Here is a 15,369-nt window from a genome sequence, read left to right on the forward strand (position 1 = left end):
GTCTACTGTGGGACAGGTTTCATACCCTTTATAACATCATGCGGAATAGAATTAGCGGAATCATAGCATTCGTGCTTTGGCTCTGGACTTTTGAAGCCAGCGCCCAGGCACCCAACTGGCAGGTAAGCGCGCAGAATTACCAGTACCAAATGGTAACGGTAGGCGCTTTAAACCTGAACGGAATAGAATCAACAGACACCAATGACCTCTTGGGAGCCTTCATCAACGGAGAGTTACGCGGGGTGGGCCGTCCGGTGTACATTGCATCAGCGAACCGGTACTTGGTGTATATGAACATCTACCACCATGACGGCAGCGGGGAAGTAAGCTTCAAGATCTATGATGCCAGTGAAAACAAAACGGTAGACCTGGAACAGAAAGAGGCGTTTGAGATTCAGGCAGTCAGGGGCACCACCACCGCCCCGGTGGTTTACTCCCACCCCAGGCTGAGCAGTGAGGCTAACTTTCTCACGTTTACTTTGCCCGGCCAGGAAACTTCAGTCATCAACGGTTCCAACATTACGGTCACCATGCCTTACGGCTATGACGTGAGAAACATTGCCCCGGTCTACACCACATCGGCGTTAGCCAAAGTTTTGGTCAACAACTTGGTGCAGAGCAGCGGTTTTTCAAGCCATAATTTCACGAACCCTGTGTATTACCGGGTCATAGCCGCAGACGCTACCTCTGAGAAAAACTACACCGTTACCGTAAAATTTGCATCGGCGCCGCTAGAAGGAGTAGTATTAAGCCGGACCCAGCTGAGCGAATCATCTGCTCCTGGCACTACGGTAGGCACGTTGCGGGCCATTGACCCAGACGGCGAAGGCACGTTTACCTACCACCTGGTCAACGGTACCGGAGACAAAGACAATTCCTTTTTTGAGATCACCAATGACCAATTAGTCCTTCGGAAGAAAATGGACTATGAGACGCAGATTACCCACTCCTTGCGGGTAAAGGCCATAGACGAGAACAATAATTCCATTGAAACGGTCCTGCAGGTAACGGCCCTCAATGAAAACGATGAAAAGCCTTTACCCGTCAGCGCAACTGTCCCAATCCCCGAGAACCAACCTACCAGCACCTTGGTGCACACCATGCAGGTAACAGACCCAGACGGTCCTTCTAATTTCACCTACAGCATTTATGACGGCAACATAGACGGTAAATTCTCAATCCATGCCCAAAAAGGCGAGATACGGGTTGCCAAGCTGATGGACTTTGAGCTGGAGAAAAGAATCTACGAGCTGGATATTCTGGTTTCTGACGGCATCAATGAGAACCACGCCAGCCTCACCTTCCAGATTTTGAACGTAAATGACAACGCACCCACGGTGACCGTAGAAACCTTGAGCGTACAGGAAAATGCCGCCGTGGGCACCATCATCCATACGTTAAGCCCAACTGACCCAGACGGCCCTTCTACGTTTACCTACCGGTTATTAGACAGCCAAACCCCGTTGCAGGTAGAACCCAACGGTGCCATTACGGTAGCCGGCGCCATTGACTTTGAAAAGAACCAGAGCTACACCCTCAAAGTAGGCATTAGTGACGGAGTGAATGAAGGCAGCTTCCAGTTTCCGGTACAGGTAGTGAACCGCAATGACGAGGCACCGGTAGTTATTGGCAAAGCGTTAACCCTTTCTGAAAAAGCCGCTGTTGGCACGTTGGTCACCACCGTAGAAGCTACTGACCCAGACGGCCCCACCACGTTTGCGTTCCGGATTACAGAAGGCAACGCAGATGGCAAATTCGCTATAGACGCCACTACCGGTAAGCTTACCCTGCAGAACGTGGTAGACTATGAAAAAGTCACTTCCTACGCATTAAAGATAGCCGTAAGCGACGGTGTACAGGAAACCTCTGCTAATTTTCCGGTACAGATTATCAATGAAAACGATGAGAAGCCGCTGCCAGTCAGCACCACGGTAACTATCCCCGAGAACCAGCCAAACGGCACCTTGGTGCATACCTTGGCCGTCACAGACCCAGATGGCCTTAGCACGTTCAGTTTCAGAATTCTCGCCGGGAACGGCGAAGGGAAGTTTTCCCTGCACGAGCAGAAAGGCGAAATAAGAATACTGCGGCTTATTGACTACGAGACAGACAACCGGGTTTATGAACTGGATATCACCGTATCAGACGGCATCAATGAGAACCAGGCAACCATCACCTTCAACCTCCTAAATCTGAATGATGTAGCTCCTACCGTTGCCATTGAAACCCTGCGTATCTCTGAAACCGCCGCTACGGGAACCGTTTTCCATACCCTCACGCCTTCAGACGCAGACGGTGCCAGCACGTTCACCTACCGGGTGATAAACACCTTGCCCGTTCCGTTCGCAGTGAATGCGGCCGGGGCCATTTCGGTGACGGGGGTGTTAGATTATGAAAAAGTGAAAACTTACTCCTTGCAGATTGGCATTAGTGATGGGGTCAATGAGGGCACCTTCACGTTTCCGGTGGAAGTAGTCAATGAAAATGATGAAGCCCCCGTGGTGGCCGGTAAGTCTGTAACGTTGTCAGAAAAAGCGGCAATAGGCGCCCTGGTAACCACGGTAGAAGCTACTGACCCAGATGGCCCTACCACTTTCTCTTACCGAATCACAAGCGGCAACGCCGACAACAAATTCAGCTTAGAAGCGAATACTGGCAGAATCACCCTCCAGAACCTGGTAGACTACGAGAAAGTAACGGCCTACCAATTACAAGTAGCCGTGAATGATGGCCTGCGGGAAACCTTGGCCAACGTAGCCATACAGGTGCTGAATGAAAACGACGAGAAACCGGTACCGGTGAGTGCGTCCGTAGACATCCCAGAAAACCAGCCAACCGGCACCCTGGTACATACTTTAGCCGTTACTGACCCAGACGGAACTAGCGCGTTTACCTTCAAAATTTTGGCGGGGAATGATGACGCCAAGTTCACCATCAATGAGCAAAGGGGCGAACTGAGAATTGCCCGACTGATTGACTTTGAAACCGACAAGAAACAGTTTAACCTAGAAGTACAGGTTTCTGACGGGGTAAACACCAATGAAGCCATCATCACCTTCAAAATTCAGAACATAAATGATGTAGCGCCTACGGTGGCGGTAGAAACCATCTCTGTGAGTGAAACAGCCGCGTTGGCCACTTCTATCCATCAACTGCATCCAGAAGATGTCGATGGGGCTAGCACCTTCACCTACCGCATTCTCAATACCCAGGTTACCCCGTTTGCAGTAGATGCCACCGGTAGCATTACCGTTGCGACCCCATTAGACTATGAGAAAGTAAAAACGTACTCGCTGCGCATAGGCATTAGTGACGGGGTCAATGAAGGCCAATTCACCTTCCCGGTGGAAGTACGGAATGAGAACGATGAAAAACCGGTGGCCATTAGCCGGAACCTCACGGTTTCAGAGAATTCCCCCATCGGGCACTTGGTGCACAAAGTAGAAGCTACTGACCCAGATGGAGCCACGGCGTTTACTTACACCATCACGGGCGGCAACGCAGACAACCGCTTTGCCCTGGAAGCACAGACCGGCGAACTGAAACTGCAAAGCCTGCTGGACTATGAAAAAGTGACAGCCTATACCCTTACGGTAGCGGTAAGTGACGGCGTGCAGCAGACTACGGCTACCTATCAGGTACAGGTGCTCAATGAGAATGATGAAAAGCCGCTTCCGCTCAGCAAATCCATCACTATCCCAGAGAACCAGCCAACGGGCACCTTGGTGCACACCATGGAAGTAACCGATCCAGACGGCAGCACTAGTTACAGCTACCGCATCTATGACGGCAACCTGGAAGGCAAATTCACCATTCACCAGCAGAAGGGCGAACTCCGGATTCTCCAACCCATAGACTATGAATTTGACAAGCGCAGCTATGAACTGGAAATTCTGGTGTCTGATGGCATCAATGAAAGCTTTGCCACCATCAGCATTCAAATAGAGAACCTGAATGACAACAAGCCTTTCGTGGCCGAGAAAGCGCTGACCGTGCAGGAAACCTCGCCTATAGGTACCCTCCTGCACCGCTTAGAGCCCACCGACCAGGACGATGCCACTACCTTTACCTACCGCGTCTTGAACCCGGCTACTACTCCGTTTGCCGTAGACGCAGACGGTATTGTAACGGTGGCCGCCGCCCTTGATTATGAGAAGATAAAGAAGTACGACCTCAAAATTGAGCTAAGTGACGGCCTGAACAAAGTGACCTACACGTTCCCGATACAGGTAATCAATGAGAATGATGAAAAGCCTGAACTCAGCTTTACCACCGCAGACGTGATGAACACTGCCGCACCGGGCACCCAGTTTGCCCAGCTGCAGGCCACTGACCCAGACAATGACGGGAGCACTATCACCTATTCCCTCATCACCACCAATACCCCGTTTGCCCTTACCCCAGACGGTAAGTTCACCATCACCCAAGCCCTGGCCTTGACAGACCAGAACCGCTACGTGTTACAAGTGGGCATTACTGATCAGGTGAATACCCACGTGCAGGAGTTCACGGTGAACGTGATAGATGAAGGTGAGTTTGACATGGAAATTGCCAACGTGCTCACACCCAACAATGACGGGTACAATGACTTCTGGGAGATTAAGCGCGGGTACCTGTACCCCAACTACATCTTCCGGGTATTTGACACCCGCGGGCAGGAAGTGTTCTTCAGCAAAGGCTACCGTGAAAACTTCTGGGACGGCACTTTCCAGGGCAAGAAACTCCCTACCGGTACCTACATCTACACGGTTCAGTCTGAGAACAAACGCAAAGTGTACAAAGGCACGCTGAACATTTTGCATTGATAATTTCCACACAAAAAGACAGACAAGCGCCTGGCGCTCCTAATACAATACAAATATGAAGAGGTATATATGGTCACTGGTTTTTCTGGCAATGGCGGGTGCGGCACAAGCACAGTCTGTACAGGATTACTTTTTTAAGAGCTGGGACCTTTCTTACGTAAGTGCGGCCGCACTCACGCAGGAAGGCGGGCTAAAAGGAAATCTCTACTACCAACAAGACCGCGTGGGCAGCGTGAACAGCAATGAGGGCGGCCTGCTGCAGTTGCACACCAACGTGGGCCGCAACCACGGCGTGGGCGTAACCATGCAAAGCACCCGCTCGGGCATTCTGCGGAGCAGCAACATTGGCGCCGGGTACGCGTACCGCGTGCAGTTGGCCCAGAACCAGACCCTTTCGGCCGGGGGCCGATTCAGTTATTTCCGGTACAGCCTGGACCGGGCCGCCGTGACCCACGCAGACGTAGCCGACCCTATCCTGTACGGCGACATGTTCCAGCAGAACAGCTTATTGCTTTCTACCGGCATTCTGTATGAATGGGGACTGTTCAGATTGGCCGTCAACGCCCCGGAGCTGGTTCCGCTGGAAGGCGGGCGTTACGCCAAGAAGCACTTCAGCGCCTACACAGACTATTCTTTCCTGCTGGACAACTGGCAGATTAGGCCCAACGTGTACTATGAGCAGTTGGCCGCCCTGGGCGGATGGTTTGAGGCCAACCTTTACACTTCATTCAAAGACCGGGTAGCGGTAGAAGTGGGGTACACCTCTGAACATGCCATTAGGGCCAAGGCCAGCGTAAACTACAGCGCCTTTACGGTGGGCTACGGCTACAACGCCGGCAAATCTGCCAACGAGGGATCTTCCAGCCAGGCGGGGCATAGAATTTATCTGGGCTATACCTTTGGGGATGTGTTTGAGAAGCGCAAAAAGCGCCGGGACCAGGAAGAACAGGAAAAGCAGGAATTGGAGACCATCATCAAAGAATCGGCGCAGCTGATTGAAGATTACAAAAAAATGCTGGCCCAATCTGAAGAAGCTGCCCAAAAAGCCCTCCAGCCACAACCGGATACCTTCATCACGTCCAAACCCAACCCAACGCCAGAACCAGCTCCACCATTAGCAAATGAAAATGTAAAGCCATCACCTAAGACTCCATCAGTTATGGGTGGTTTCTATGTAGCCATTGCCGCGTTTGACACCATGAGCGGGGTAGCTGCTTTCATGGACCAAAACAGAAAAGCCGGTTTCACCCCCAAAGTGCTGTACCACGGAGGGGCTAAAAAGTTCAGGGTGTATTACAACAACTACAAAAACTACAGAGAGGCACTCAAAGCAAGAAACCAGCTAAGGAGTAAAGGCTTTAAAGACAGCTGGATTTTTGAAGTAAAATAGCATCACCAACCTTTAAACAGAACAGCCGCCCCAGACAACAGGGCGGCTGTTCTGTTTAAAGCTTTTGCGTTTTCGGCCTGTTTCCAGAAAACAGCGAAAACGCAAAAGCAATTGGCCCATGAGTTTCCCCCGGAAATGAATAGCTTTGTCTTCACTATTCAAGCAAGGCTATGTCTGGGAAGAAGTTGAAATATGTATTGGGGGCAGTTTTTATTGGGCTGGTGCTCTGGTTCCTCAAAGACGCCTTCACCCAACCCGGCGTGCAAGACCTGCAAGGTGGCTTTGAGGAAGTGGCCCTCTACCGCAACGAGAACAACACCGGCCCCATTCAGCGCATCTACGCCGTGACCGTGGCCGACACCCAGCGTGCCCAATTGCAGCAATACGGCGATTACATGCCCCACACCAAATACGGCAGCACCAAAGTGTACTTTTTCCTGAAAGGGGAGTCGGCACCGGACAAAGTTTTCCCGGGGGAGCAGAATTTTGACGCGCAGTTTCAGAAGAATTGCCTGGCCGTGTATGAGAAGGATGCTATGGGGCAGATGCGTTTGGTGAAGTGGCCGTTTAAGTAGTAAGGAGAGTCAACTTAAATTCTCTCTTCTCCTGTCATCCTGAAAGGATCTTGGCGGCGAGCGGCTATACCACTGGGAAAGCGTTCTTACAGCTTGCCCACAAGATTCTTCCAGAATGGCATAAGAGTGGACACAACATATTTATCCTGATAGGTAAAAACTCACTCAACCGTTTCCGGCCTGTTTTCGCCAAAACAGGCCGGAAACGCACCCGCCATTGCACTAAACCAAGAACCTGCACACCGCCTACTTTTTCCGTTGCGCAAACAAACCAGAATAGAGTAACTTTGTAGAGCGATGGAGAATTTTGTTGTATCGGCCCGTAAATACCGTCCTACTACCTTTGACAGCGTGGTGGGGCAGCACCATATTACCACTACCCTCAAGAACGCAATCAGCAGCAACCACCTGGCGCAGGCCTTTTTGTTCTGCGGACCGAGGGGTGTGGGCAAGACCACGTGCGCGCGTATTCTGGCCAAGACCATCAACTGCCAGAACATTACCCCGGAGGTTGAGGCCTGCAACGAGTGCGACAACTGCAAGAGCTTCAACAACAACAGCTCGTTCAACGTGCATGAGCTGGACGCGGCGTCTAACAACTCGGTAGATGATATCCGGAGCCTAGTGGAGCAGGTGCGCTACGCGCCGCAGACGGGCAAGTACAAAATCTACATCATAGATGAGGTGCACATGCTCTCCACCTCGGCATTCAACGCGTTCCTGAAGACCCTGGAGGAGCCGCCGTCGTACGCCATTTTCATTCTGGCCACCACGGAGCGGCACAAGATTATCCCCACCATTCTCTCGCGCTGCCAGATTTTCGACTTCAACCGCATACGCATTGAAGACATGGTGCAGCACCTGGGCCGCATTGCCTCTAAAGAGGAAATCAAAGCCGATGATGATGCCCTGCACCTGATTGCCCAGAAAGCCGACGGCGCCCTGCGCGATGCCTTGTCTATCTTTGACCAGATGGTGACCTTTTCGGGCAACCACCTCACCTACAAGGCCACCGTGCAGAACCTGCACATTCTGGATTATGACTATTACTTTAGGCTCACCGATTTCCTGCTCACCCAGAACCTGAGCGGCGCGTTGCTGCTGTATGATGAAATCCTGAAAAACGGGTTTGACAGCCACAACTTCGTGTTGGGCATTGGCGAACACTTCCGGAGTCTGCTGGTATGCAAAGACACCGTGACCGTGCAGCTACTGCAAGTATCAGAAAACATCAAGGCGCAGTACGCGAAGCAGTCACAGGAGGCAAGTTTGAGTTTCCTGTTGTCTGGGTTGAACTTGGTGGGTACCTGTGACCAGAACTTTAAGTCGGCGAAGAACCAGCGGCTGCACGTGGAGCTCCTGCTCATGAAGCTGGCGCACCTGCCGCACGCCCTGCAGCTGGCCTCAGACGTCTCTCTCACCGGGGACGTCAAAAAAAAAACTAATGGCCAATCCGGCGTAACAGCTGCCGCTCCTACAGGTTCGGTTCCAGGTGTGGGTACTGCCCCGTCTGCTCCGGCAACCACGGCTGCTTCGGCTACGCCGAAAATGCCCACGCCTGCTTCTACTGATACTTCATCGGCGCAGCCAGTTTCGGCCTCATTTGAGAAAAACAGCCCGGAAACGCACCATAACACGGCTCCTGCTGACATGGATTCGGGCGAAGACCCCATCTTTGACACCTACCCCGAGGAAGCGCCTTCTCTGGTGCCTTCGGCCGTGGCCGTGAAACCGGCTCCTGCCGTGGCAGCGCCCGCCGCCCCTGCTCCGCCGACCAGAGCCGTGGCCTCGCCGCTGGCCAACCGCAAACTCTCCAAGCTGCCCAGCCTCAAGAACATTGAGGAACAGATGGCCGCCAAAGCCACAACCGTGGCCGCGCCCGTAGAGGAAGAAGCCGAAGACTACGTGCCCGGCTCGCTGCCCGCCATCAACGAACTAAGGCTGCAGCAACTCTGGCAAGCCTACGTGAACCAGGTCAAGCAAACCGACCGCACCCTGGAATACACTATCCTGAACCGCGAGTGGCACTTTGACGCCGAAAAAGCCGAGGTGCATCTGCACGTGGAGAATGACGTACAAGTAGCCGAGTTTAACAGTTTCAAACCAGATTTTATGGCGTATCTGCGCCAGGGTCTGGGCCACAACCGCCTGCAGGTGGTCATTGACGTGCAGCACCAGGAAACCGGCCGCAAACTTTACACCACCCAAGACAAGTACAATTACCTGTCTGAGCTCTACCCCGCCCTGAAAGACCTGAAAACCCGCCTGGGGCTGGACACCGATTTTTAATTTCATACCAACCTGCCCAGCTTTCAATAGCCGCCCAGGTTTACCCCGCCCATGCAAGACCTCTTCGACCGTAAAACCGACCCGTATTTTGGCTCCCTCCGTTACCTGGGCTACCTGCTGCTTCCGGCGGGTATTATTGTGGCCGGGACGGCGTTGTGGTTGGAGGCAGATGCGGTTCAGTTAGTTTCGGTGGGCGGGCTGTTGTTTTTGCTGGGGCTCCTTTTCCAGACTACGCACCACGGGTTCCAGATAGATTTCAAGAACCGCCGCGTGCGTGAATACCTGACCATGTTCGGGGTGAAAAGTGGGAATTGGGTGCCGCTGCCGCAATTCCAAAAGGTGGTACTAAGCTCTAACCTGGCTCCCGCCGATGACCATGACCACGCGCACGACCACCATCACGATGATCAACCTGCGCCGCTGGTCACCTGGTACACCGTTGGCCTGTACTCCACTTCGCCCGAGGCGGATTTTGAATTGCGTACCGGCCACCAGCAAGACGCCTTGAAAACGCTGCATCTGCTGGCTGCCAAATTAGGAGTCCCCGCAGAAGACAGAACCACCGCAGCCCGCTGATTTCCGTTTGGACCTGTTTTGGCCAAAACAGGCCGAAAACGGAAAGGCGTTGCCCCTTCTCCCCCTGGGAGAAGGTTAGGATGAGGGGCGAGGCGGTTGCAGCGGTAATTGGCGCAGACGCTCGCAGGTCCTCCGGACGCTACGAGGTCTTGGGAGAATGGCTGATGGTGTATGGTAAATTGCTTAGGAGATCGATCACTGGCGCGAGTCTCTGACTCGTGACCTGGGATGGTGCGAGTCTCCAGACTCGCCGGGAGCCATGATAAGATCAGCCATGCGTGAAACCCACCCCTACCCCTCTGAGGAGGGGAATTACCGGGAACGCGTGCAGGTGTATGTAATACGCTCCTACACCTGCAATGTGTGCCCTCCTGTGTAAACATCCCCCTTCGCCCCTTCAAAGGGGGAGTATCAAATATGCGTGGGAGACAAGGCGGTGCCTGGTCTCTACCATTCTCCGAAACGCCTGAACCAGACCACTGGCAAGCAGCAATGAACAACCAACACTTCTGCCCTTGACTGATGTGCGCAGCACGGGCCCGGCTCAGGCTAGCGGAACAGCAACGGTTACCTACAGAGGCAGACAAAACAGCACAAGCAGCTACAGGAGAGGAACCTGAACCAGTCCTGGCGGGGAGCGCCTCTGTTAATACGGTGCCGCTCCAGCGGCAAGGCCGGAGGGCCTAGTTTTAACAGCAGTGCTCACCCCCAGGACGGGGCCCCGCGGCCGTGAGCGCTTACCGGAAAAGATGAAACAACTCAGTGAGTGAGGCACCCCGTCAAGCGCCAAAGCCAGGGGAATAGCGAACTACGGTAGCAGTCCAGCAGCAGCAACTGGCAGTCACCAAATACAGCATCAAGCGCCACCGCCAAGGGAACAGCAGACTACGCATTCCTACGCTGCCCCGGAGCAAACGGTCAAAGCAAACGAACAGCTGACTACAAATGGCTTTAAATCAACAAGATTAAGGTGATAGCTCCCACTATAAGCCCAGGATAAGTGATAACCAAACACCACGATCCTGTTTTTGGCCTGTTTTTAGAAAATCAGCCCCAAAACGCACTCCTCGATATTCCTGAAAAGAAAAGAACAAGACAAAACCGGGGCATTCGTTATATTTGACTTACTACACCCACAACCCAATTCTTAAATGAAAAAAAGAACCCTTGCTTTTTCATTGATAGGCACTTTGCTGTTTGCCCAATGCAAAACCAGCACGCCGCCCCAGACCGCTTCTACGGCCCCGCAACCGGCCACGGAAGCCCCTGCTAAAAAAGAGCTCACCTACACCACCGTCCCCAACGACCCGCTCAAGACCCGCATCTACACGCTGGACAACGGGCTGAAAGTCTACCTCTCACAGTACAAGGCGGCACCGCGCATTCAGACGTACATTGCGGTGCGCGCGGGCAGCAAGAACGACCCGGCCAATGCCACCGGTCTGGCCCATTACCTGGAGCACATGGCGTTCAAAGGCTCCACCCGCCTGGGCACTATAGACTGGGAAAAGGAGAAAGTAGAACTGGCCAAGATTGAGGCGCTGTATGAACTGTACCGCACCCAGAAAGATCCGGCGCTGCGTCAGAAAACCTACCACCAGATTGACTCTATCTCGGGGGTAGCGGCCAAATACGCCGTGCCCAATGAGTATGACAAACTGGTGGCGGCCATGGGCATGAAGAACTCCAACGCCAGCACGTGGGTAGAACAGACCATTTACTACGGCGACATCCCCAGCAACCAACTGGACAAGTGGGCCATGCTGGAGGCCGAGCGGTTGGGTGTGATGATTCCGAGGCTGTTCCATACTGAGTTGGAGGCCGTGTACGAGGAGAAAAACCGGTCGCTGGACTCAGACAACAACAAGGCGTTTGAGGCGGCCTTTGCGGCGCTGTTCCCTACGCACCAGTACGGCACCCAGACCACCATTGGCACCGTGGAGCACCTCAAGAACCCGTCTATCACCGAGATTAAGAAGTACTTTGACCAGTACTACGTGCCCAACAACATGGCCATCGCCATGAGCGGCGACCTGGAGTTTGATGAGACCATCAAGGTCATTCAGGAACATTTTGGGCGGTGGCAGAAGAAGAATGACCCCGTGTACCGCGCGCCGCAGGAGAAACCCATTGCCGCGCCGGTGGTGAAAGAAGTGTTCGGCCCAGAGGCCGAAAGCCTGCTGCTGGCCTACCGTTTCCCGGGGGTGAAGAGCAAAGACGCCATTGTGCTGCGCATGATTAACCAGATTCTGAGCAACGGCCAGGCAGGTTTGATTGACCTGAACATCAACCAGAAACAAGCGGCGTTGGGCGCGGGCTCGTTCGCCGAGATTTACAATGACTACAGCGCGCATTTCCTTTCGGGGAACCCGCGCCAGGGGCAAACGTTAGACCAGGTGCGCGATTTGCTATTGCAGCAGGTGGAACTGGTCAAGAAAGGGCAGTTTGAAGATTGGCTTATTCCGGCTATTGTGAACAAGAACAAGATTAGCAAGATGAAGAGCTACGAGAGCAACGCCGCGCGCGCCACGGCTTTCGTAGACGCGTTCCTGGCACACATGGACTGGGCCGAGTACCTGCAGCAGGAAGAGGCGTTTGAGAAAATCACCAAACAAGACGTGATGGACGTGGCCAATCGCTACTACGGCAACAACTATGTAGCCATTTACAAGCGCACCGGCCAGGACCCTACCGCCCAGAAAGTAGAGAAACCCGCCATCACACCCGTGCCCGCCAACCGCGAGGCGCAGTCTGAGTACTACAAGCTGGTGGCTAGCAAACCGGCCTCAGACCTGCAGCCGCAGTTTGTAGATTACCAGAAAGATTTGCAGGAAGGCAAGCTTAAATCAGGGATTCCCATTTACTACACCCGCAATGCGGAAAACGGCCTGTTCAACCTGTACTACGTGCTGGAGATGGGCACCAACAACGACCCTAAAATCGGCTTGGCCGTGGACTACCTGCAGTACCTGGGCACCGATAAATACACCGCCGAGGAGTTGCAGAAGGAGTTTTTCAAGATTGGCTGTTCGTTCAGCGTGTCCTCGGGGCAGGACCAAATCTACGTGTCGTTGAGCGGGCTGGACGAAAACCTGGAGCAGGGCCTCACGCTCTTTGAAAGCCTGCTGCAAAATCCCAAAGCCGATAAAAAAGCGCTGGAAGATTTGGTGGCCGGCATCTTGAAAGACCGCAAAGACGCCAAGCTGAACAAGAACGTGATTCACAGCGTGGCCATGGTGAACTACGCCAAGTACGGCCCCAAGAACCCGTTCACCAACATTCTGTCTGAGCCGCAGCTTAAGAAGGTGAAGCCCGAGGAGCTGCTGTCCATCATCAAGAGCATTCCCACGTATCAGCACCACGTGTTGTACTACGGTCCTCGGCCGATGCAGGACGTGACCGCTACGCTGAATACGGGGCATAACGCACCGGCTTCGCTCAAACCTATTCCGGCGGCCAAAGAGTTCAAGGAGCTGGACATTATCAAGCGCCAGGTGCTCTGGACCGACTACAACATGGTGCAGGCCGAACTGTTGTTCCTGACCAAATCGCTGAACTATGACCCCAAGATGGTGCCTACCATCAGGCTGTACAATGAGTATTTTGACGGCGGCATGGGCGCGATTGTATTTCAGGAACTGCGCGAGTCACGGGCGTTGGCGTATAGCGCCAGCTCCAGGTTCAACAACGCCAGCCGGAAAGACCGCGCCAATTACATCATGTCGTACATAGGCACGCAAGCCGATAAACTACCCGAGGCCATGGCCGGTATGCAGGAACTCCTGAACGACATGCCGCTGGCCGCCACCAACTTTGAGAACGCCAAAGCCTCGGTGCGCAACAGTATCGCTACGGAGCGGGTGAACAAGGTGGGCATCTTGATGAACTATGAGCAGGCCCGCAAACTGGGCGTGGACCATGACATCAGAAAAGACATCTACGAAAGCCTGGACGCCCTCACCCTGGACCAAATCAAAGCCTTCCAGCAGCAGTTCGTGAAGGGCCAAAACCAGACCATTCTGGTGATTGGCTCCAAAGACAGGCTCAACTTCAAAGAACTGGCCAAGTACGGCACCGTCAAACAACTCACGTTGAAGGAGCTGTTTGGGTATTAGGTTAGTTGTTCGTTGGTAGTTATTCGTTATTAGCAGAAGGAGCAGCCGTGAGGTTGCTCCTTCTTGCGTTTTTGGCCTGTTTTGGCGAAAAGAGGCCAAAAACAGGTTGCTAGTTCTATTCACCAAACATATTAAAAACCACCCTCCTGTCATCCTGAAAGGATCTTGTGGGCGAACTTGAAAAGCAATAGCTAAACTGAATTACAGCTTTGAAACGAATGGTTTCAGGAAAGCTAAAAGAGTATGGCTTACTTATGAACCCTCTTAAATTATATTCTTATGCAGATAAAGCAAAGAACAAACTCTCAACTATATTTAATTACATATAAATCATCACTTTTACAGCATAGTATATCTCAAAGCATATAATGAAGCGTTTAGCAGAGTTCGTAAAAGCCCGCAGGCGGGAGGTGAACCTTACCCAGGAGGAGTTTGCGGAACGGTCGGGGGTAGCGCTAACCGTCATCAGGAAAATTGAACAGGGAAAAACCAATCTGAACTTGGACAAAGTAAACCTGGTGCTAAACATGTTTGGGCATGAGCTGGCATCGGTGAACAGGAAAGAACTTAGCTAATGAGACGGGGCAAAGTATTCTACAAAGACTGGTACGCAGGTCTGCTGACGTTGAAGAGGCTGTTGGAGAATTGAGTTAGTTGTTCGTTGGTAATTATTTGTTGTTAGCAGAAGGAGCAGCCGTGAGGTTGCTCCTTCTCGTTTTCGGCCTGTTTTGGCGAAAAGAGGCCGAAAACAGGTAAGGGCAGAAGTGGGCAATCAGAGAACGGCATTTCATCAACCCACTCCTTGCATACACGTATAATATTTTATATCTTACACGTATGGAAACCAAACTCACTTTAGTTCTAGACCAGAAAATTATTGCGAGGGCCAAGTCTTATGCTTCCCACAAGAAGACGAGTGTCTCTAAATTGGTAGAAGCGTATCTGGAAAAAATCACGGTAGATGAGAATGAAACCGCAGAGATTTCGCCTTTGGTGAAAAGCCTTTCTGGAGTGCTTACGCTCCCAGCAGAACTGGACCATAAAAAGGAATATGGAGACCATTTAGCAGATAAGTACCTCCATGACTGAAATCTTCATTGACACCAATGTGTGTCTGGACCTTTTAGCCCAACGAGAACCGCACTATACCTACGCCGCTTCTTTGTTTACCCTCGCTGACAAAGGAGAAATAAAACTGTACGTGTCTTCCCTTTCTTTCTCCAACTTGAATTACCTTCTGTCCAGGCAATACTCCATGCCCGAAGCCCGGCGCATTTTAAGCAAGTTCAAGGTGTTGGTGAAGGTATTACCCGTAGATGACAAAGTCATTGAGTTGGCCCTCCATTCAAACTTTAAAGATTTTGAAGACGCCATTCAGTATTTCACCGCCATTGAATCTGGGATAAAGTTGCTGTTGACTAGAAATTTGAAAGATTATAAAAAGGCAGAGATACAGGTGCAAACGCCGGAATTGTTTTTGAAAGGGAGGGAGATGTAGTTTAATAAAATAGAACTACATCAACTTGCTATATATTTCAACGCCACAGTATTTTAGATATTTACCTCTGCGTACAGGGCTTGCAAGGCAGCACGTTTGCCTGCCTCGGTTTCCACCCGCA

At 52.3% G+C, this 15,369-nt stretch carries 9 protein-coding genes; all 9 read left to right on the forward strand.

Going from position 1 to position 15,369, the window contains the following annotated elements; genetic code table 11:
- Positions 1-38: 38 nt before the first annotated feature.
- Complete coding sequence (locus A8O25_RS05055) at positions 39-4,805, forward strand: cadherin domain-containing protein (RefSeq protein WP_082893455.1); 4,767 nt, start codon at positions 39-41, stop codon at positions 4,803-4,805.
- Positions 4,806-4,860: 55 nt separating this feature from the next.
- A complete protein-coding gene (locus A8O25_RS05060) occupies positions 4,861-6,195 on the forward strand; it encodes a PorP/SprF family type IX secretion system membrane protein (protein WP_066831721.1) in 1,335 nt (444 codons plus the stop codon).
- Positions 6,196-6,365: 170 nt separating this feature from the next.
- Positions 6,366-6,770, forward strand: a complete 405-nt coding sequence (locus tag A8O25_RS05065) for a hypothetical protein (protein WP_066831724.1) — start codon at positions 6,366-6,368, stop codon at positions 6,768-6,770.
- 297 nt (positions 6,771-7,067) lie between these two features.
- Positions 7,068-9,059, forward strand: coding sequence for a DNA polymerase III subunit gamma/tau (locus A8O25_RS05070; protein ID WP_066831726.1), 1,992 nt, complete (start codon positions 7,068-7,070; stop codon positions 9,057-9,059).
- A gap of 51 nt (positions 9,060-9,110) precedes the next feature.
- Positions 9,111-9,635, forward strand: a complete 525-nt coding sequence (locus A8O25_RS05075; protein ID WP_066831730.1) for a hypothetical protein — start codon at positions 9,111-9,113, stop codon at positions 9,633-9,635.
- 1,151 nt (positions 9,636-10,786) lie between these two features.
- Positions 10,787-13,750 carry a M16 family metallopeptidase gene (locus tag A8O25_RS05080; protein ID WP_066831732.1) on the forward strand — a complete coding sequence of 988 codons (2,964 nt, stop codon included), beginning with the start codon at positions 10,787-10,789 and terminating at the stop codon, positions 13,748-13,750.
- A 368-nt stretch (positions 13,751-14,118) separates the two neighbouring features.
- A complete protein-coding gene (locus A8O25_RS05085; protein ID WP_066831735.1) occupies positions 14,119-14,325 on the forward strand; it encodes a helix-turn-helix domain-containing protein in 207 nt (68 codons plus the stop codon).
- Between the two features lie 262 nt (positions 14,326-14,587).
- On the forward strand, positions 14,588-14,839 hold the full coding sequence (locus tag A8O25_RS05090) for a DUF6364 family protein (protein WP_066831737.1): 252 nt from the start codon (positions 14,588-14,590) through the stop codon (positions 14,837-14,839).
- Positions 14,832-15,248 carry a type II toxin-antitoxin system VapC family toxin gene (locus tag A8O25_RS05095; RefSeq protein WP_066831740.1) on the forward strand — a complete coding sequence of 139 codons (417 nt, stop codon included), beginning with the start codon at positions 14,832-14,834 and terminating at the stop codon, positions 15,246-15,248. Before A8O25_RS05090 ends, A8O25_RS05095 begins: the two co-directional genes overlap by 8 nt.
- The last annotated feature ends 121 nt before the right edge of the window (positions 15,249-15,369 follow it).

It is taken from the genome of Rufibacter ruber, assembly GCF_001647275.1.
In the GTDB taxonomy this organism is placed as follows: domain Bacteria; phylum Bacteroidota; class Bacteroidia; order Cytophagales; family Hymenobacteraceae; genus Nibribacter; species Nibribacter ruber_C.